This window comes from Neisseria montereyensis (assembly GCF_024834045.1).
In the GTDB taxonomy this organism is placed as follows: domain Bacteria; phylum Pseudomonadota; class Gammaproteobacteria; order Burkholderiales; family Neisseriaceae; genus Neisseria; species Neisseria montereyensis.
This window is the reverse complement of sequence record NZ_JANUXW010000001.1, coordinates 59738-80470: the sequence shown is the minus strand read 5'-3', so window position 1 is coordinate 80470 and position 20733 is coordinate 59738. Positions and strand designations below refer to the sequence as shown.

Here is a 20733-nt window from a genome sequence, read left to right as displayed (position 1 = left end):
ATTTTTCCTTACAGAAAGCCCGAACCATGAGCGATTCACTGAGCTACCGCGATGCCGGCGTAGATATTGATGCAGGCGACCAACTCGTTGAAAATATCAAACCCTTTGCCAAACGCACCATGCGCCCCGAAGTTTTGGGCGATTTGGGCGGCTTCGGCGCACTGGTGGAAATCAGCAAAAAATACCAAAACCCCGTGCTGGTTTCGGGTACGGACGGCGTCGGCACCAAACTGAAACTTGCTTTTGATTGGGACAAACACGACACTGTCGGTATTGATTTAGTCGCCATGAGTGTCAACGATATTTTGGTACAGGGTGCGGAACCTCTGTTTTTCTTAGATTACTTTGCCTGCGGTAAATTGGATGTTACCCGTGCTACCGATGTGATCAAAGGCATTGCCCAAGGTTGCGAAGAATCCGGCTGCGCCCTCATCGGTGGCGAAACAGCCGAAATGCCCGGCATGTACCCCGAGGGCGAATACGACTTGGCCGGTTTTGCCGTCGGCGTGGTTGAAAAAGACAAAGTGATTAACGGACGCAATATCGTTCCCGGCGATATTGTACTTGGCTTGGCTTCTAATGGCGCCCACTCTAATGGTTACTCATTAATCCGAAAAATTATTGAGCGTGATAACCCCGATTTAGACAGCGCTTTCGATGGCGACAAAACCCTACGCCAAGCCATTATTGCACCGACCCGCTTATACGTTAAACCGATTCTGGCCGCTTTAAAGCAATTCGATATTAAAGGCATGGCTCATATCACCGGCGGCGGCATTACCGAAAATATTCCGCGTATTTTGCCGGAAAACACCGTTGCCCAAATCGATGCCAACGCATGGGCGTTGCCCAAACTGTTCCAATGGCTGCAAAAAGCCGGCAATGTACAAGCGCAAGAAATGTACCGCACCTTTAACTGCGGCATCGGCATGGCCGTGATTGTAGCGAAAGAAGAAGCAGACGCATTGCAACAATTCTTGGCACAACAAGGCGAAACGGTTTACCGTTTAGGTGCCATCCGTGAACGCCAAGGCGATGAACATCAAACGCAAGTTGCTTAAATCCCAATGAATTTAAACCACGGATAAACAATAAGCCGTCTGAAATTTTTTCAGACGGCTTATTGTTATCAATACCTTAAAACAAGGTAACTCTAGCCGACACGCTGTTTTCCGGCACGAATAATTTCATCGGCAATATCCATCGCCTGAAAACTATCAGGATCAGCCAATTTCCACATATCATCTAAAATGCTACGGCCACAATCACCCGAAAGCAACGCACCCGATTCAATAAATTGATAATGTTCCGAAAGCAATTTAATCCAACCATCCGGCTGACGGCGCACAATGTGATGTGGCTTCAACTGCGAAGGATGAGACAATCCGGCACTGCCCGTAATATCAGCCAAAGCCTTAAGCGTATTGGCATGGAAGTTTTTCACCCGCATCGACTTATCCGGCACATTTAAGGCTTTCTGCCTAGAAATATCTTGCGTTGCCACACCTGTCGGGCACTTATTGGTATGGCAAGAACGGGACTGAATACAACCGACGGCAAACATAAACCCACGCGCACTATTGCACCAATCCGCACCCAAACTCATCATTTTAGCAATATCAAAGCCACTAATCAGCTTGCCACTAACACCCAACTTGATTTTGTCGCGGATACCGGCACCGACTAAAGTATTCTGTACAAAAATCAAAGCATCCACCAGCGGCATACCGATAGAATCCATAAACTCTACCGGCGCCGCACCCGTGCCACCCTCGGCACCGTCGACCACAATAAAATCCGGATAGTTATCTTCTTCTATCATGGCTTTCACAATCGCCATAAACTCCCAAGGCATACCGATACACAGCTTAAACCCCACCGGTTTGCCACCGGATAATTCCCGCAATTGCTGCCAAAACTTAACCAATCCACGCGGTGTTGAAAAAGAGGAATGAACAGCCGGTGAAATACAATCCACGCCCATAGGAATATCACGCGTTTCCGCAATTTCCGGCGTAATCTTAGAGGCCGGCAACACCCCGCCCTTACCCGGTTTAGCCCCTTGCGACAATTTGATTTCAATCATTTTCACCTGATCACTGACTGCGCGTTCGGCAAAAACTTCCGGGTTAAAACGGCCTTCTTCATCACGACAGCCGAAATAACCCGTGCCGATTTCCCAAATCAAATCGCCACCATGTTTTTTATGGTAAGGGCTGATGCTGCCCTCGCCCGTATCATGAGCAAAACCGCCCATTTGAGCACCCTTGTTCAAAGACTCTATCGCCGCAGCAGAAAGGGCACCGAAACTCATTGCCGACACATTAAACAATGATAAATCATAAGGTTTTAAGCAACGTTCGTTACCGACACGCACACGGAAATCATAATCGCTGATTTTGCGGCTGTTACCGGAATGCAAAAACCATTCGCTGCCGGTTTTATTTAAGTCATTCAAACTACCAAATGCATTGGTACTATCCAGATTTTTAGCCCGTTGGTACACCAGCGACCGTTGCTGACGTGAAAACGGCACTTTCTCCTGATCGTCTTCTAAAAAATACTGCCGGATTTCGGGGCGGAAATTTTCCAACAGAAAACGTATATGGCCGCCAATCGGATAATTGCGCAAAATAGCATGGCGTGTTTGAGTAAGGTCGTGAATACCCACGCCTATAAAAATCAATGATATCGCCAACAGCCACCAATATTGGAGGAGCAGGCTCAATATACCTAAAACGATAAACAGCCACATTAAACCGTAACGCGGCATCATCAAAAAACCATAATTGGCAGAACGGGTATTAGAAGGTTTTGGCATGATATTCCTCAATCAATTGTGTTTTATTAACGGCGTGAAACCCTATATCCGACAATAAAATCAATTATTTTTATTTTAAAATTAAAATACTTAACTATTAGACAAATCATTAGGAATATTATATACCGACTATCCGCTTCTATACCATCATTACTACGCTATGATTTTTAGATACACTATATTTCAATTTAATTTCATTAAAATTCATTCATATAAAAAAACTTGCAAAAAACCCATAGACAAACCTAGCAGATTTTAATATTATGCCTTCCCTAAATTCACAGCACTAAAAAGCGTGAGATACGCACCCGTAGCTCAGTTGGATAGAGTATCTGGCTACGAACCAGAGGGTCGGGCGTTCGAATCGCTCCGGGTGCGCCAAACAATTTAAATTATCCGCGCCCATCGTCTAGCGGTTAGGACATCGCCCTTTCACGGCGGTAACCGGGGTTCGATTCCCCGTGGGCGTGCCAGTTTTCAAGCCTCTTGTTGCCAATAACAAGAGGCTTAATTTTATGTCTCAAACAAAATCATAATACCGAACAAGCCTGAATAACCTTAATATTTTTATTAAGAAAGGCCGTCTGAAACCTATTCAGACGGCCTTTACCCTATTACACACTTTATATTGTCTCAAACAATCCGAAACCAACCAAACTCCAGCCACTATTTAATTGCCGGTAAATATCGCTTTACACCGCCTGCAAATATTTTATCGCCAACTTATGATGTGATATACTTTCGGACTGAATTTTATCTTTCCATCTGACAACATCAGACGGGGTGCATTACCCCGTTTTGTTTAACCATCAAGTAATTTATATAAAGTAAGGGCTTACGATGAGCGTAACTGTAGAAAACCTAGAAAATCTCGAGCGTAAAGTAGTATTGTCTTTGGCGTGGAACGAAATCAACGCCGAAACCGACAAACGCTTGAAACAAACCCAACGCCGCGTAAAAATCGACGGCTTTCGCCCCGGTAAAGCACCGTTGAAAATGGTATCTTCCATGTATGGCGCAAGCATTCAAAACGACGTTTTGAACGAAATGGTTCAAAAAGCATTCTATGATGTAGCTGTTGCTCAAGATTTAAAAATAGCCGGCTACCCCAGCTTCGAAGGCGTTGAAGAGCAAGACGACAAAGAGTCTTTCAAAGTAGCCGCCGTATTCGAAGTATTCCCCGAAGTGAAAATCGGTGATTTATCCGCACAAGAAGTAGAAAAAGTTACCGCCGAAGTGGGCGATACCGAAGTGGATAAAACCATCGAAATCCTCCGTAAACAACGCACCAGCTTCCAACATGTTGAACGCGAAGCCCAAAACGGCGACCGTGTGATTATTGATTTTGAAGGCAAGATCGACGGCACCCCGTTTGAAGGCGGCAGCTCGCAAAACTATCCTTTTATTTTGGGCAACGGTCAAATGCTGCCTGAATTTGAAGCCGGTATTTTGGGCTTGAAAGAAGGCGAAAGCAAAGACGTTGAAGTTCATTTCCCCGAAGATTATCATGGCAAAGATGTGGCCGGTAAAACTGCCGTATTCACCATCAGCCTGAAAAACGTATCCGAAGCCGTTTTACCCGAAGTAGACGAACAATTTGCCAAAGCCTTGGGCATTGAAGACGGCGACGTCGCCAAAATGCGCGAAGAAGTGCGTAAAAACGTTGCCCGCGAAGTAGCCCGCCGTACCGAAAGCCAAACCAAAGAAGCGGTAATGGAAGCCTTGCTCAAAGCAACCGATATCCAAGTACCTAAAGCATTGGTAAACGACGAAGCAACCCGCTTGGCCGATGAAATGAAACAAAACTTCATTAATCAAGGCATGGCGGATGCCGCTGACCTCAATCTTTCTAACGACTTGTTTAAAGATCAGGCAGAACGCCGCGTCGCTTTGGGCTTGATTTTGGCGCAATTGGTTGACGAACACAAATTAGAGCCGACTCAAGAGCAAATTAAAGCCGTGGTGAGCGACTTTGCCGAAAGCTATGAAGATCCGGAAGAAGTGATCGAATGGTATTTTGCCGACAAACAACGTTTGCAAGGCCCGACTTCTTTGGCTACCGAATCCAATGTTGTCGAATTTGTTTTGGGTAAAGCCAAAGTAACCGAAAAAGCATTGTCGTTTGACGAAGTTATGGGTGCACAAGCCTAATCAGGCCGTCTGAACCTATGAACCCACACAAGCACCGAAGCAGCCTTCCGCGCTTTGGTGCTTTTTAAATGAATATCCTGACAAGGAGCGTAATATGATTCCTGAAATTAACAACGGCTATTTGGTGCCGACCGTTATCGAGCAAAGCGGCCGTGGCGAGCGTGCTTTCGATATTTATTCACGCCTGCTAAAAGAACGTATTATTTTTCTGGTCGGCCCGGTGAACGACGACAGCGCCAATCTGGTGGTTGCCCAACTTTTATTCTTAGAAAGTGAAAACCCGGATAAAGATATCTTCCTGTATATCAACTCTCCGGGCGGCTCGGTCACCGCGGGTATGTCGATTTTCGATACCATGAACTTTATTAAACCCGACGTATCCACTTTATGCTTGGGTCAGGCTGCCAGCATGGGCGCCTTCTTATTGTCTGCCGGCGCCAAAGGTAAACGTTTTGCCCTACCCAACAGCCGCGTGATGATTCACCAACCCTTAATTAGCGGCGGCTTGGGCGGACAGGCTTCCGATATTGAAATTCATGCCCGCGAATTATTGAAATTGAAAGACAAACTCAACCGTTTGCTGGCCAAACATACTGGTCAGGAATTGGAAAAAATAGAACGCGATACCGACCGCGATAACTATATGTCTGCCGAAGAAGCGCAACAATACGGCTTAATCGACCAAGTCATTGAAAACCGCGACAGCATCAGCTTGTAAAACAATCTTATGATTCTTTCAGACGGCCTCTTTAAACAGGCCGTCTGAAAAATATGGCTGTCGTATTTATCTGTTTTTGCTTTATTTTAAAGAAGTCTTATCATGAATCTACTGGGCGCATTGGCAAAAGTCGGCAGTTTAACGATGGTATCGCGCATACTCGGCTTTGTCCGCGACACCATTATTGCACGCATGTTTGGCGCAGGAATGGCCACCGATGCTTTTTTTGTCGCCTTCAAACTGCCCAATCTGTTGCGCCGTATTTTTGCAGAAGGGGCGTTTGCCCAAGCTTTCGTACCGATTCTGGCAGAATACAGACAAACCCGCTCGGAAGAAGCCACCCGCGAGTTTATCCGCCATGTGGCAGGCATGTTGTCTTTTGCTTTGGTGATTGTGACCGCTATCGGTATTTTAGCGGCGCCGTGGGTAATTTATGTATCCGCCCCGGGCTTTGCCAAAGATGCGGATAAATTCCAACTTTCGGCCGATCTTTTAAGGATTACCTTTCCCTATATCCTGCTGATTTCACTCTCTTCCTTTATCAGCTCTATTCTCAACACTTATCATAAATTCAGTATTCCCGCTGTTACACCGACCTTATTAAATATTTCGTTTATTGTTTTCGCGCTATTTTTCGTGCCTTATTTCGACCCGCCCGTTATGGCGTTGGCCTGGGCGGTTTTTGTAGGCGGATTATTGCAATTAGGCTTTCAACTGCCGTGGCTGGCCAAACTGGGTTTTCTCAAACTACCTAAGCTCGATTTCAAAGATGCCGCTGTTAACCGCGTGATGAAGCAAATGGCACCTGCCATTCTCGGTGTGAGCGTCGCACAAATCTCATTGGTAATTAATACTATTTTTGCATCATTCCTACAATCCGGCAGCGTATCATGGATGTATTATGCCGACCGCCTGATGGAATTGCCTACCGGCGTACTCGGCGCGGCCTTAGGCACCATTCTGCTGCCGACACTTTCCAAATATGCCGCCGGAAAAGACACTCAAGAATTTTCCGCCCTGCTCGATTGGGGGCTGCGTTTATGTATGCTGCTTGCCCTACCGGCAGCGGTCGGCTTAGCCACCTTGTCTTTCCCCTTGATTGCCACCCTGTTTATGTATCGCGAGTTTTCACTCAACGATGCCATGATGACGCAAAGCGCGCTTATTGCTTATTCCTTCGGCTTAATCGGCCTGATTATGATTAAAGTTTTAGCGCCCGGTTTTTATGCCCGCCAAAATATCAAAACGCCGGTAAAAATCGCTATTTTTACGCTTATTTGCACCCAACTGATGAACATCGCATTTATCGGCCCGCTACAACATGTCGGTTTGGCATTAGCCATCGGGTTAGGCGCTTGTTTGAATGCCGGATTACTTTATTTTCTACTGCGAAAATACAAAATCTACCAACCTAAACAAGGCTGGTTGGCATTTATTATCAAATTGTTTATCGCGCTGGTGGTTATGGGTAGCGGCCTATGGTTGGCTCAGGCACAAACTTATTTCCCGCTGCAATGGGTGCAAGTACCCGGCTGGCAGAAAGCAGTTCAACTTTCCGGATTAGTGGTTTTCGGTGCTGCTCTCTATTTTCTCTCACTCGCGCTGCTCGGTTTCCGCCCCCGTCATTTCAAACGTTCGGAATCTTAAGCAGTCAACTAAACAGCATCACCAAACATTCAAAAGCCCGAAACGGGCTTTTGTTATATTAGGTATTTATAGGCCGTCTGAAACAACCATTTTTCGACACTTTTTATCATAACTTTGCTTATTTCATAAGCTTTTCCAATCGGCCTGTTTTTACGAGCACAAGCTGCCGTTTGCCTGCTTGCGCCCTGCCATGTATTTTGTTAATGTAGTTTACGTTTTTATTTTTAATAACAAAAAGGAGTCAATCAATGGCTGAAGAAACTCAAAAAACACCCCTAGAATATGCACGCGATATTATTAATCAGCTCAAAGAAATGCAGCACTACGCGCAAACCAATGCAGAAAAATTGTCTTCACAATGGCTGGCTTTTTCAGAAGGTGAATTTAAAAACAAACTGTTTGCCGAAAAAGTGGGCGACCTGCTCAACAAACAAGGCGCTTATGTAGAAGAATTGCAAGGCGTGATTAACGATATGGAACTTGAGTGCAACCGTATTGAAAACGAAGCATAAGGCATCAATAAATCAAGAGGCCGTCTGAATTTCTGTTTCAGACGGCCTCTTTTTAAATATTAAATGCCACAAACACTACATTGCTTCATAATTCGGCCCGCCGCCACCTTCAGGGCAAGTCCAAACAATATTTTGGGTCGGGTCTTTAATATCGCAGGTTTTGCAATGTACGCAGTTGGCAGCATTAATCTGCAACGCCTGTTTACCCTCTTTTTCTACGATTTCATATACCCCTGCCGGGCAATAACGGGTTTCCGGCGAAGCATAATCTTTCAGGTTTATATCCAACATCACCTGCTGATTTTTCAAAACAAGGTGAACAGGCTGGTTTTCTTCATGGCTCACATTGGCGAGAAACACACTGCTCAAACGGTCGAAAGTCAGTTTGCCGTCGGGTTTCGGATAATCAATCGGGCGGCTAACGGCTGCTTTTTTCAACGAATCATTATCCGAACCGTGATGCTTTAATGTCCACGGTGCCTTACCCTTGAAAACATACAATTCCAAACCGGTATAGGCCATCGCCGGAAACGATCCCCACTTAAACGCCGGGCGGATATTGCGCACTGCATGCAGCTCTTGATACAGCCAACTTTCCCTAAACAACTGCTCATAAGCTGCGGCTTCTTTACCGCTTTGTACCGCTTCGATTTCTTCCAAATTATCCAATAACGGGAAAACAGCCTCTGCCGCCAGCATTGCCGATTTCATCGCCGTATGAATGCCTTTGATACGCGGTACATTTAAAAATCCTGCCGTATCGCCGACCAACACACCGCCGGAAAAAGTCAGTTTCGGCAGGCTTTGCAAACCACCTTCGCTGATGGCGCGCGCACCATAAGCAATGCGGCGGCCGCCCTCGAATATTTTGCGGATTTCGGGATGGGTTTTAAAGCGCTGAAATTCTTCAAACGGGGAAAGATAAGGGTTTTGATAATCCAAACCGACCACAAAACCGACGGCAATCTGATTATTGTCCAAATGGTAAATAAAAGAGCCGCCATAGGTTTTGCTATCCAACGGCCAGCCTGTACTATGTATCACCAAGCCCGGTTGGCATTGGCTTTCGGGCACTTCCCAAATTTCTTTAATGCCAAGGCCGTAGGTTTGCGGCTGGCAATCCCTATCCAAAGCATATTGGCGGATAAGCTGTTTGGTTAGCGAACCGCGGCAGCCTTCGGCGAAAATGGTTTGCTGCGCCCATAATTCCATGCCCGGTTGGAATTGGTCGGTCGGCTCGCCATTTTTATCCACACCCATATTACCGGTGGCAATACCTTTTACCGAACCGTCGGGGTGATACAGCACTTCGGCGGCGGCAAATCCGGGATAAATTTCCACGCCGAGATTTTCCGCCTGCTCCGCCAGCCAACGGCACAATTCGCCCAAGCTGATGATATGGTAGCCTTTATTGTCAAAATTGGGGGTAACCGGTAGGCGGACGGCTTTTTTTTGCGTGAGAAACAAAACCTGATCTTCGGTGACACTGCGGTTAAGCGGCGCTCCCAATTCCCGCCAATCGGGCAGCAGTTCGTCTAAAGCGTGCGGGTCAATCACTGCACCGGCCAAAATGTGTGCGCCGACTTCCGAGCCCTTTTCCACCACGCATACACTAATCTCACGCTCTTGCTGTTGGGCAAGCTGTTTCAATCGGATGGCAGCCGACAAGCCCGACGGCCCCGCGCCGACAATCACAACATCATATTGCATGCTGTCGCGTTCTATGGTTTCGCTCATGGTGGCGTTCCTATTTTCTATATGGTAGTTGTTTGCGCGCCCGATAATATTTTCAGACGGCCTTTTATGGTTTTTAAAAACAGATAATTATACAGTATCGGCTTCATGAGAAACAGCCGTTTGGCTATATCCGCCCACCATAACCGTTTCAATCAAACCGAAACCACCATCAACAATCAGGCCGTCTGAAACCTTTTCAGACGGCCTGTATCTTATTCAATCATCTTGTTATTTTATTCCGGCGCGTGCATTTCCAAGCGGCCGCCTGCGGCAACCAATTGGTCTAATACTTCTTCCCAAGCATTGGCGGCATTCGCACAAGCTTCACCCTCCGCTTTAATGCCGAATTCGATATAAGACGGTATTTTCTCACCGTTTTCTTTTATCCTGCCGACACTGGGCAGGCTGAATGTGCGGATACCGTGATAGGTTTCTTCGATATAGCGCATCACCGGTGCCACATGAGATTCCGGAATACCATACACCCACACCGAATGCTGGACACTTTCCACCGCATGAAAACGGTCGGCATAATAAGTATCCAACACCCATTCCGCCATCGGGTGCGCCATCACGGGGAAGCCCGGAAAAAAATAATGTTCGCGCATCGAAAAACCGGCAATCGAGTTATAGCTATTCGGTACCAAATCGGCACCCTGCGGAAAATCGGCCATCAGCAGGCGTTGGCGGTGGGCAGCGGAATCAAGCGTATCGCCGCGTTTTAGCGAAACCTCATCAATTAATTTAACCGCTTCCGGATGGCGGACTATTGGCAAATCCAAAGCTTCGGCAGCGGCTTGGCGGGTATGGTCGTCGGTTGTGGCCCCGATACCGCCGGTCACAAACGTCGGCAGGCCGTCTGAAAAACTACGCCGCAGTTGTTTCACCAATAAATCATGGTCATCAGGCAAATATTGCACCTGCCCCAGCTTCAACCCGTGCGAACCGAGCAAATCTTTAAAAAAAGCAAAATGTTTGTCGATACGGCTGCCGTGTAGAATTTCATCACCGATAATAATCAAATTAAAATAGTTCATTGCGCATACTTTCCATCAAACAAGCAGCAAACAGGCTGCCGGAAAACACGTTCAGGCTGGACGAATCAGCCGATTCATACAATAATAACCTGTTTTCAGGCCGTCTGAAACGGCATTTCCATATATTCACAGGATTCCCCATGAGCCAAAATAACCATACGATTCTACAAAGTCTGCCCGTCGGGCAAAAAGTCGGCATCGCCTTTTCAGGCGGCCTTGATACTTCCGCCGCATTATTATGGATGAAACTCAAAGGCGCCCTACCCTACGCCTATACCGCCAACTTAGGCCAACCCGACGAAGACGACTACAACGCCATCCCCAAAAAAGCCAAAGAATACGGCGCCATCGAAGCACGTTTAGTCGACTGCCGCAGCCAATTGGCACACGAAGGCATCGCCGCCATCCAATGCGGCGCATTCCACGTTTCCACCGGCGGCATTGCCTATTTCAACACCACGCCTTTAGGCCGCGCCGTAACCGGTACCATGCTGGTTTCAGCCATGAAAGAAGACGATGTCAATATCTGGGGCGACGGCTCCACCTATAAAGGCAACGATATCGAACGCTTCTACCGCTACGGCCTGCTCACCAACCCCAGCCTGCGTATCTACAAACCTTGGCTCGACCAAGCCTTTATCGACGAACTCGGCGGCCGTCAGGAAATGAGCGAGTTTCTGATTGCCAACGGCTTCGACTACAAAATGTCGGTTGAAAAAGCTTACTCTACCGATTCCAATATGCTCGGTGCCACCCACGAAGCCAAAGATTTAGAGTTTCTCAACAGCGGCATCAAAATCGTGAAACCGATTATGGGCGTGGCCTTTTGGGATGAAAACGTTGCCGTGAAAGCCGAAGAAGTCAGCGTACGTTTTGAAGAAGGCGTACCCGTTGCACTCAACGGCCAAGAGTTTGCCGATCCCGTCGCTTTATTCTTAGAAGCCAACCGCATCGGCGGCCGTCATGGTTTGGGCATGAGCGACCAAATCGAAAACCGTATTATCGAAGCCAAATCACGCGGCATCTACGAAGCCCCGGGCATGGCGCTGCTTCATATCGCTTACGAGCGTTTGGTTACCGGTATCCACAATGAAGACACCATCGAACAATACCGCATCAACGGCCTGCGCTTGGGCAGACTGCTGTATCAAGGCCGCTGGTTCGACTCGCAAGCACTGATGTTGCGCGAAACCGCCCAACGTTGGGTAGCCCGCGCCATCACCGGCGAAGTTACCCTCGAATTACGCCGTGGTAACGACTATTCGATTCTCAACACCGAATCGCCCAACCTCACCTATCAACCCGAACGCCTGAGTATGGAAAAAGTGGAAAACGCCGCCTTTACCCCGCTCGACCGTATCGGCCAATTGACCATGCGCAACCTCGACATCACCGACACCCGCGCCAAACTGAACCTCTATTCGCAAAGCGGCTTATTGCAACTGGGCGACGGTTCCGTATTGCCGCAATTGGAAAACAAATCGAAATAAGCCTTTATATCGAATTCGATAAATCATAGGCCGTCTGAAACCATTTCAGACGGCCTGTTTTTACAATCATCGCACTATAAGTTTCAGACGGCCTCCAATAAAGCTAAGGCCGTCTGAAATATTGTTTTAGCGGTTCACTATTGTTTTATACAGCTCAAGCCGCCGTACCTTCTAAAAAGTCTTGTGCAAAACGTTGCAACACACCGCCCGCTTCGTAAATCAACACTTCTTCGGCGGTATCCAAACGGCAGATAACGGGCACTTCCACCGTTTCGCCGTTTTTACGGTGCACCAACAGCGTCAACTCGGCACGCGGTTTGCGCTCGCCAACCACGTCATAAGTTTCCGTGCCGTCCAATTGCAGCGTATGGCGGTTCACCCCTTCTTTAAATTGCAGCGGCAATACGCCCATACCAATCAAATTGGTGCGGTGGATACGCTCGAAACCTTCGGCCACAATCGCTTCCACACCAGCCAGCCGCACGCCTTTGGCCGCCCAGTCGCGGCTGGAACCTTGGCCGTAATCGGCGCCGGCAATAATAATCAGCGGCTGTTTGCGGTTCATATAGGTTTCAATCGCCTCCCACATCCGCATCACTTGGCCTTCCGGCTCCACACGCGCCAACGAGCCCTGCTTGGTGGTGCCGTCTTCGTTTTTCACCATTTCGTTAAAGAGTTTCGGATTGGCGAAGGTCGCCCGTTGCGCGGTGAGGTGGTCGCCGCGGTGGGTGGCATAAGAGTTAAAGTCCTCTTCCGGCAGCCCCATTTTGGCCAGATATTCGCCCGCCGCACTGGTCGGCAAAATGGCATTTGAGGGTGAAAGGTGGTCGGTGGTGATATTGTCGGGCAGAATCGCCAGCGGCCGCATACCTTTCAGCGTGCGTTCGCCTGCTAATGCGCCTTCCCAATACGGCGGACGGCGGATATAGGTTGACATCGGGCGCCAATCATATAGCGGGCTGGGGGCTTTTTCCGCCGTTCCGGTGTCGAACATAGGAATATACACATCGCGGAACTGCTGCGGTTTCACATATTCGGCCACAATCGCGTCGATTTCCTCATCGCTCGGCCAGATATCCTGCAAGCGGATTTCTTTGCCGTCGACCACACCCAATACATCGTTTTCAATATCGAAGCGGATGCTGCCCGCAATAGCATAGGCCACCACCAAAGGCGGCGAAGCGAGAAACGCCTGTTTGGCATAGGGATGGATACGGCCGTCGAAATTGCGGTTGCCCGACAATACGGCGGTGGCATACAAATCGCGGTCGATAATTTCCTGCTGTATTTTCGGATCAAGCGCGCCGCTCATGCCGTTGCAGGTGGTGCAGGCAAATGCCACAATGCCGAAGCCGAGTTTTTCCAATTCGGGCAGCAGGCCTGCTTCTTTCAAATACAGTTCGGCTACTTTCGAGCCCGGCGCGAACGAAGATTTTACCCACGGTTTACGGGTCAGCCCCAATTCATTGGCTTTACGCGCCAATAAAGCGGCCGCCACCACATTGCGCGGATTGGAAGTATTGGTGCAGCTGGTAATCGCGGCAATAATCACCGCCCCGTCGGGCATGTGGCCGTCGGTCGGCTCTTCATAAGGTGCGGCAATGCCTTTTTTCGCCAAATCGGCCGTTGCAACACGGGCATGCGGATTACTCGGGCCGGCCATATTGCGGCCGACATTGGATAAATCAAACTTCAATACGCGCGGATAAACGGCGTTTTTCAAAGTATCCGCCCATAAACCGGCGGTTTTGGCATAGTTTTCCACCAATTTGACCTGCTCGTCGTCGCGGCCTGTCAGCTTCAAATAATCAATGGTTTGCTGATCAATGGCAAACATCGCCGCCGTAGCACCATACTCCGGCGTCATATTGGAAATCGTGGCGCGGTCACCAACCGATAAACCGGCTACCCCTTCGCCGAAAAATTCCACAAACGCCCCGACCACACGCTCTTTACGCAAAAACTCGGTTAAGGCCAACACAATATCGGTTGCGGTAATACCCGGATGGCGTTTGCCCGTCAGCTCCACGCCGACAATATCGGGCAGGCGCATCATCGAAGCACGGCCGAGCATCACCGTTTCCGCTTCCAAACCGCCCACGCCGACGGAAATCACGCCCAAAGAATCCACATGCGGCGTATGGCTGTCGGTGCCGACGCAGGTATCGGGAAAGGCCACACCGTCTTTTACCTGAACCACGGGCGACATTTTTTCCAAATTAATCTGGTGCATAATGCCGTTGCCCGCCGGAATCACGTCTACATTTTCAAAAGCGGTTTTTGTCCAGTTGATAAAGTGGAAGCGGTCTTCATTGCGTCGGTCTTCAATCGCACGGTTTTTGGCAAACGCATCCGGATCAAAACCGCCGCACTCCACCGCCAAAGAGTGGTCGACAATCAATTGGGTTTGCACAACGGGATTCACTTTGGCCGGATCACCACCTTTTTCGGCAATCGCATCGCGCAGCCCCGCCAAATCCACCAACGCCGTCTGCCCCAAAATATCATGGCACACCACCCGCGCCGGAAACCAAGGAAAGTCGATTTCCTGTTTGCGTTCGATTAATTGCGACAGCCAGCTGTTCAAAGTGGCCAAGTCGGTTGTTTCCGCACGGTTCACCAGATTTTCAGCCAGAATGCGCGAGGTATAGGGCAAGGTATCGTATGAACCCGGCTTGATGGCTTCGCAGGCTGCGCGGGCATCGTAATATTCCAAATTAGACCCGGGCAGGGGTTTACGGTAGATTTGGTTGGTTTTCATAGTTGCTCCTTCAATATATTTTTCTTTTATTCAATCAGGCATTCGAAATGCCGTTTTGGGTTTTCAGATGGCATCAGGCCGTCTGAAAAAATCCTATTGTCTATTTGTATATGGCTTTATTTAGTGCGCCAACGGCCGCCGGATACATGCCATAACAAGCCGCTGATAACGGTAACAATACCAAGCCAATGCCACAACCCCAAGCGTTCGTTTAATACCAAGTAGCCGGCCAATAAAGCCACCACCGGCACCAATAAAGCAAACGGCGTAACCTTACCGGCCGGATGTTTTGCCAACAACGCCCCCCAGCCGGTATAGCCGACCAGGCTGGACACATAGGCGATAAACAAAACCCCCGATATACCTTTCCAAGTCAGACTGGCAAGGTGCTGCACCACGCCGCCGAAGCCATACACCAGCAGCGCAACCGAAGCAAAGGCGGCAAAAGCGGGAATCCCGCCCCACACCACCAACGACAAAGCATTCACTCTGCCGATGCGTTTCACAATAATATTGCCGCAAGCCCAGGATGCCGCCGCCCCGAAAACCGGCCAAATAGCCGCCAACGGCAAATGCCCTTGATACTGGCCGACACCGATTAACACCAAACCGACCGCCGCGGTACACATGCCGCCAAGATGATGGGCAAGCACCGGCTCGTGCAACAACACACCGGCAATCAACACGGTAAAAAATACCTGCACCTGCAACATCAAAGCCGCCAAGCCTGTCGGCAAGCCCCAATCCAATGCGGTAAACACCAAAGCAAACTGGCCGAAATTAATGGTGAGTCCATAAGCTATCAGCAAATACCACGGCACCGCCGGACGTTTAATCAAAAACAGCGCGGGAAACACCACACACAAAAAGCGCAATGCCCCCAATACCAACGGCGGTACTTCGTTCAGGGCAAACTTCATAAACAGGAAATTCACGCCCCATATACTGATAACCAGCAATATCAGCAGATAGTCTTTGGGTTTCATAATGGGCAGCCTTTTTATTGCTAAATAAAGTTTTTCAGACGGCCTTTATACGATTTCACTTTATTTATCTAAAGCATTATCAATCTTGCTAATAGCTTTTGATTTATCGGCATCAAATTTTATTCCGTATCAGATGAAATATAACCGGCATCCAACGGTTGTAAAAAATGTCCGTTAATTTTCAAACAGTTGACAGCATTATCTTTTTTACTTAAATCTGTTACACTCTTAGGACAAAAAAGCTTAGTATCGCCAAGATTCCAAGCCATATAGCCATAAAGTGCATTAGATCTTTTTTGTGTATTCAGAAGTTTTATAGCTGTATTTTTTTCATTAATAAGATACAAAGTATTTTGCAATAAATTTAAAAATATAGGCAGCTGTATGGAAACAGGCTGTCTTTTTAAAAAATACAACTGATCACTATTAAAATTTTCTTTTAACTCAGTACCGCCATGAAAATTTTCTTTTAACTTAGTTAAGTCATCAATATTAATACCATTTATTTCTGCCCCTCCATTAACATTCTGAACTCTATTTTGTAATAAATACCAACTTGAATCTGTAGGCCTTTCTATAAAGCGTACCGGATAAAGTAAAGTTGAAGTAAATTTCTGAGCGCCGAAAGTTAATAACCCCATATGGATACCAAATAAAATAAAAGCTGGGAATAGTAAATTTATATAAAATGGCCCTTTATCACTCCGTATAAAAGATGCAATGAATATATTAATCAATTGAAAAACTAACAATGCCCACCAAAAGCGAGTATCATGTTGAGAATCTATTAGTATTTTTATTATAGGAACCCCCAAAAAATTAGTGAATAAAATAGCAAGTGTTGTTATTAGATATAAGTCTAAATCTCTTGGAAGCTTATACCTACAGCGTATAATTTCCACGGCTATCTCGACTATAATTACTAGAACTACTAGAGAGGTTAACCATACCCACTCAAGCTCCCAAAAGCACTCACAAAGAGGAAAATGATACAAAAGAAATATGACGAAGTTTGGCAATACAACCAACGCTATGGCAGTAACGAAAAAATCACAAATTCTTTTTTTCAAAGCATTATTTTTTAAATTTTCTTTTATAATTAATATCTTATATAAATATGGACAAGCGTATCCTATAAATAGAACGGACATAAGTATAGCTTCAACAATTACTATACTAATAAGAGCTGAGGGTTGGCTGATAACCTCTACAAATAAGCTTTGTTGATTAATAGATTCCAAGTATTTATCAACAATAACTGCGCCCCACAAAATGGATAGTAGGGTTAATATAGGTATCCCCATAGAACAACATTCAAGAAAATATTTAAAATTTTCTTTAATATTTCCTGAACCTACGCTTTGCCCTTGGTCTGCACTTTGCCCTTGCTCTGCGCTTTGCCCTTGCTCTGCGCTTTGCCCTTGCTTCTCATTTTTGCTACTAAATGATTTAAATAGTGATTTAATGCAATTACAAAAACCCCCGTTCTGTTTGTTTGTACTATTTGTTGTCTTTCCATTTTCTGTTGAACCATTATCTACATTATTTTTTTGATCTTGTTTTTTATCTTCCATCTTGCCACACCTTAAAATTAAAAGTTCTTAATTTCATAAAACCATTCTATCTTTCCATCACAACGATTTCGGCACCACAAAACGCCATTGCGAATGCGATAACGGTGCTTGTTCGCAATGCTGCATAAACAGCGTGCGCCAACGGTGGTTGGGATCAAAGGTCGAATCCGATTCATTGCCAACGGTTAAGCACAAGCCCGAACCGCGTAATTCGACGCGGCCGTCCGGACGGTGGACAAAATGCTGCAAGTGTTGTGCTTCTAAAAACGGGCTGCGTTCGCCGCATCCTTTCGGCATCACGGCGGCACCGGCCAAGATGGTGTTATTGATACCGGCTGCGGTTGCGCATACGCCGTAAGCAGGGAAATGAATCATGCCGTTGTCTTCCATCACCACGGCTTCATCGGCATAAAGACCGGGTTTGCAATTGTGGGCGGTCATCGGCATATCGAAGCGGACATAATCGCCGGATCCGACCACATCCAAGCAATAGCCGTCTTGCGGGCGGTCGAGATCATTCACCAAACGCAGATGCCCGGGCTGTTTTTGCGTGTCGGCTACGGTGGTAGCGGCTGCTTGCGGTGCGGCGGTGTCTTGTGCCGGTTTCGCCCTGCTTTGTTCGACGCAGGCGGATAAGAGAAGGCTGCCGATAAGGGCGGTTAACAGTGTTGCGGAATAAGTTGTTTGGGTCGATTTTTTCATTTTGCTCACCGTATTCACTTGGGAAATAGGCATCTATGCCTGTTGTAAGGGCGTTATTGTACTGTCTGCCGCCTATTCGGGTGAATATTTCCAAACGGTTTTTCTGCTGTTTTAACTGAATCATAATCAGGGGATGATGTTCTTTTCAGACGGCCTATAAAATAAATAGAGGCCGTCTGAAAAGAAGATAATAAAAAGGTACGTCTGGCGAATGCCGGCCGTACCTTTATTAGTTCGGATTAACGTTCGTCTATCGGTACGAAAGCCAAATCATCGGGGCCGGTATAGTTGGCACTCGGGCGGATGATTTTGCCGTCTTGGCGTTGCTCGATAACGTGTGCGCTCCAGCCGGTGGTACGCGAAATCACAAACAGCGGTGTGAACATGGCGGTCGGCACGCCGAGTTTTTGATAGGAAACGGCTGAGAACCAATCCAGATTGGGGAACATTTTTTTCTCGTTCCACATCAGGGTTTCCAAGCGTTCGGCAATGTCGAACAAACGCATATCGCCCGCTTCTTCGCTTAATTGGCGCGCCACTTCTTTAATCACCACATTGCGCGGGTCGGAAACGGTATAAACGGGATGGCCGAAACCAATCACAATTTCTTTGCGGGCAATGCGTTCGCGGATATCGGCTTCTGCTTCGTCGGCGTTGCGGTAGCGTTTTTGAATATCGTAAGCCACTTCGTTGGCACCGCCGTGTTTCGGCCCTTTCAAGGCACCGATGGCGCCGGTAATGCACGAATACATATCCGAGCCTGTACCCGCTATCACGCGTGCGGTAAAGGTTGAGGCGTTAAACTCGTGTTCCGCATAGAGAATCAGCGAAATATGCATGGCCTTGATTTCGGATTCGGTCGGGCGTTTGCCGTGTAGCAGGTGAAGGAAATGGCCGCCGACACTGTCTTCTTCGCTTTCCACACTGATGGTTTTACCGTTATGCGAATATTGATACCAGTAAAGCAGCATACTGCCGAATGAAGCCACTAATTTATCGGCCACATCACGGGCTTCACTCACGGGCTGGCTTTCACGCTCCGGACGGATGCAACCGAGCATGGAAGCACCGGTACGCAGTACATCCATCGGATGGGTATGCGCGGGCAGGCTTTCCAGCACATGAATCACGCGGATAGGCAGGCCGCGCATGGATTGTAGTTTTCTCTTATAGGCGGCCAGCTCGAAGCGGTTGGGTAAATGGCCGTGTATCAGCAAATAAGCGACTTCTTCAAATTCGCAGTTTTTGGCCAAGTCCAAAATATCATAGCCACGGTAGCTTAAGTCGTTACCACTGCGGCCGACAGTACACAAGGCGGTATTACCTGCCGCCACGCCGGAAAGGGCAACCGATTTTTTGGGTTTGAAAGTCGGGGTTTCGGTAGTCATGAGAGGGTCTCCTTTGTAGATTTGGTTTTTTGTATTTTAGCGCGGCAATATCAAAAGGCCGTCTGAAACACGCACCGGGTAATCGGGCGTATTGCCTACCGCCGTATAGAATTTATATACGGCAGCGGTTGTTTTTTCATTATGTTTGTTTATTTGGTGAACAGTTCGTCAAGCTTTTGCTCAAACGCATAATAGTTCAAATGGTCATACAATTCGGCACGGGTCTGCATGGCGTCGATAACATTGGCCTGCGTACCGTCGCGCATAATCGCTTCATAAACATTTAATGCGGCTTTGCTGGCGGCACGGAAGGTAGACAACGGATACAAAACGATTTTCACGCCGTTATCGGCCAATTCTTTTTGGTTATAAAGCGGGGTCGAACCGAATTCGGTAATATTCGCCAACACCGGTACGCTCACGGCTTCGGCAAATTTTTGATACATGCTCAATTCAGTCATCGCTTCGGGGAAAATCATATCGGCACCGGCTTCCACACAGGCTTCGGCGCGGTCGATAGCAGCATTCAAACCTTCCACCGCAAGCGCATCGGTACGCGCCATAATGACGAAATTTTCATCAACGCGCGCATCTACGGCCGCTTTAATGCGGTCAACCATTTCAGCCTGTTGAACAATGGCTTTGTTCGGACGGTGTCCGCAACGCTTTTGCGCCACTTGGTCTTCAATATGCACGGCGGCCACACCGGCACGCTCGAAACTGCGGATGGTGCGGGCAATATTAAACGCCCCGCCCCAGCCGACATCTATATCCACCAATAAGGGGGTGTCGACATTGTCGGTTATACGACGCGCATCAATCAGCACGTCTTCCATGGTGGTGATACCTAAATCGGGGATACCACAAGAACAGGCCGCCACACCGCCGCCGGAAAGATAAATGGCTTTGAAACCGCTCTGAGTGGCCAAACGGGCAAAATAGGCATTAACGCAGCCGACAACGGCTAAGGGATTGGATTCTTGAACAGCCTGACGGAAGCGCAGGCCGGCAGAGTGGATACTCATGAAATGCTCCTTTATTTTGTTTTCTTCTTGTGTAGTTGAATGTAGTAATTTTTAAAATCGCTGTAAAATCAAAATTTTTGATGGAACCCATCACTTTTTCCGATAACCTGCCGATACCACTTGAAAAATCAAACTTTCCACCTCAAAGAATTAATTTTTATTTAAGCCCGAATGAATATAAAAC

15 protein-coding genes and 2 tRNA genes are annotated in these 20733 nt (G+C 47.6%); 8 read left to right on the top strand and 9 right to left on the bottom strand.

The window, feature by feature from the left end; genetic code table 11:
- The first annotated feature begins 26 nt into the window (after positions 1-26).
- Positions 27-1061: a phosphoribosylformylglycinamidine cyclo-ligase gene (gene purM, locus NXS09_RS00370; RefSeq protein WP_259290588.1), complete on the top strand. Its 1035-nt coding sequence runs from the start codon at positions 27-29 to the stop codon at positions 1059-1061.
- A gap of 92 nt (positions 1062-1153) precedes the next feature.
- On the opposite strand, the gene NXS09_RS00365 is transcribed toward purM, so the two are convergent.
- The gene (locus tag NXS09_RS00365; protein ID WP_259290587.1) at positions 1154-2821 is read right to left on the bottom strand and encodes an FMN-binding glutamate synthase family protein; all 1668 of its coding nucleotides are present in this window, start codon (positions 2819-2821) and stop codon (positions 1154-1156) included.
- Positions 2822-3125: 304 nt separating this feature from the next.
- Between NXS09_RS00365 and NXS09_RS00360 the strand changes: the two genes are divergently transcribed.
- The 6 genes from NXS09_RS00360 (at position 3126) to NXS09_RS00335 (ending at position 7849) form a co-directional block, all read left to right on the top strand.
- Positions 3126-3202 (top strand) — tRNA-Arg (locus NXS09_RS00360).
- 17 nt (positions 3203-3219) lie between these two features.
- A tRNA-Glu gene (locus tag NXS09_RS00355) sits at positions 3220-3294 on the top strand.
- Between the two features lie 367 nt (positions 3295-3661).
- Positions 3662-4972 carry a trigger factor gene (tig, locus tag NXS09_RS00350; RefSeq protein ID WP_259290586.1) on the top strand — a complete coding sequence of 437 codons (1311 nt, stop codon included), beginning with the start codon at positions 3662-3664 and terminating at the stop codon, positions 4970-4972.
- Between the two features lie 94 nt (positions 4973-5066).
- A complete protein-coding gene (gene clpP, locus NXS09_RS00345; RefSeq protein WP_151052307.1) occupies positions 5067-5690 on the top strand; it encodes an ATP-dependent Clp endopeptidase proteolytic subunit ClpP in 624 nt (207 codons plus the stop codon).
- Positions 5691-5792: 102 nt separating this feature from the next.
- Entirely contained in the window at positions 5793-7337 is a 1545-nt protein-coding gene (gene murJ / locus NXS09_RS00340; protein WP_259290585.1) for a murein biosynthesis integral membrane protein MurJ, read from the top strand.
- A gap of 248 nt (positions 7338-7585) precedes the next feature.
- Positions 7586-7849 carry a hypothetical protein gene (locus NXS09_RS00335; RefSeq protein ID WP_259290584.1) on the top strand — a complete coding sequence of 88 codons (264 nt, stop codon included), beginning with the start codon at positions 7586-7588 and terminating at the stop codon, positions 7847-7849.
- 75 nt (positions 7850-7924) lie between these two features.
- On the opposite strand, the gene NXS09_RS00330 is transcribed toward NXS09_RS00335, so the two are convergent.
- Positions 7925-9586, bottom strand: coding sequence for an electron transfer flavoprotein-ubiquinone oxidoreductase (locus NXS09_RS00330; RefSeq protein ID WP_259290583.1), 1662 nt, complete (start codon positions 9584-9586; stop codon positions 7925-7927).
- 233 nt (positions 9587-9819) lie between these two features.
- A complete protein-coding gene (locus NXS09_RS00325; protein ID WP_259290582.1) occupies positions 9820-10623 on the bottom strand; it encodes a competence/damage-inducible protein A in 804 nt (267 codons plus the stop codon).
- A 140-nt stretch (positions 10624-10763) separates the two neighbouring features.
- On the opposite strand from NXS09_RS00325, the gene argG reads away from it, so the two are divergent.
- Entirely contained in the window at positions 10764-12113 is a 1350-nt protein-coding gene (gene argG, locus NXS09_RS00320; RefSeq protein ID WP_259290581.1) for an argininosuccinate synthase, read from the top strand.
- 154 nt (positions 12114-12267) lie between these two features.
- On the opposite strand, the gene acnD is transcribed toward argG, so the two are convergent.
- From acnD to prpB, 6 genes are all read right to left on the bottom strand, one after another.
- The gene (gene acnD, locus NXS09_RS00315) at positions 12268-14874 is read right to left on the bottom strand and encodes a Fe/S-dependent 2-methylisocitrate dehydratase AcnD (RefSeq protein WP_259290580.1); all 2607 of its coding nucleotides are present in this window, start codon (positions 14872-14874) and stop codon (positions 12268-12270) included.
- Positions 14875-14990: 116 nt separating this feature from the next.
- Positions 14991-15860, bottom strand: a complete 870-nt coding sequence (locus NXS09_RS00310) for an EamA family transporter (protein ID WP_259290579.1) — start codon at positions 15858-15860, stop codon at positions 14991-14993.
- Between the two features lie 119 nt (positions 15861-15979).
- Positions 15980-17434, bottom strand: coding sequence for a hypothetical protein (locus NXS09_RS00305; protein WP_259290578.1), 1455 nt, complete (start codon positions 17432-17434; stop codon positions 15980-15982).
- A gap of 57 nt (positions 17435-17491) precedes the next feature.
- Positions 17492-18136: a hypothetical protein gene (locus NXS09_RS00300; protein WP_259290577.1), complete on the bottom strand. Its 645-nt coding sequence runs from the start codon at positions 18134-18136 to the stop codon at positions 17492-17494.
- A gap of 239 nt (positions 18137-18375) precedes the next feature.
- The gene (gene prpC, locus NXS09_RS00295) at positions 18376-19524 is read right to left on the bottom strand and encodes a bifunctional 2-methylcitrate synthase/citrate synthase (protein ID WP_259290576.1); all 1149 of its coding nucleotides are present in this window, start codon (positions 19522-19524) and stop codon (positions 18376-18378) included.
- 149 nt (positions 19525-19673) lie between these two features.
- Positions 19674-20549: a methylisocitrate lyase gene (gene prpB / locus NXS09_RS00290; protein WP_259290575.1), complete on the bottom strand. Its 876-nt coding sequence runs from the start codon at positions 20547-20549 to the stop codon at positions 19674-19676.
- Positions 20550-20733: the final 184 nt, after the last annotated feature.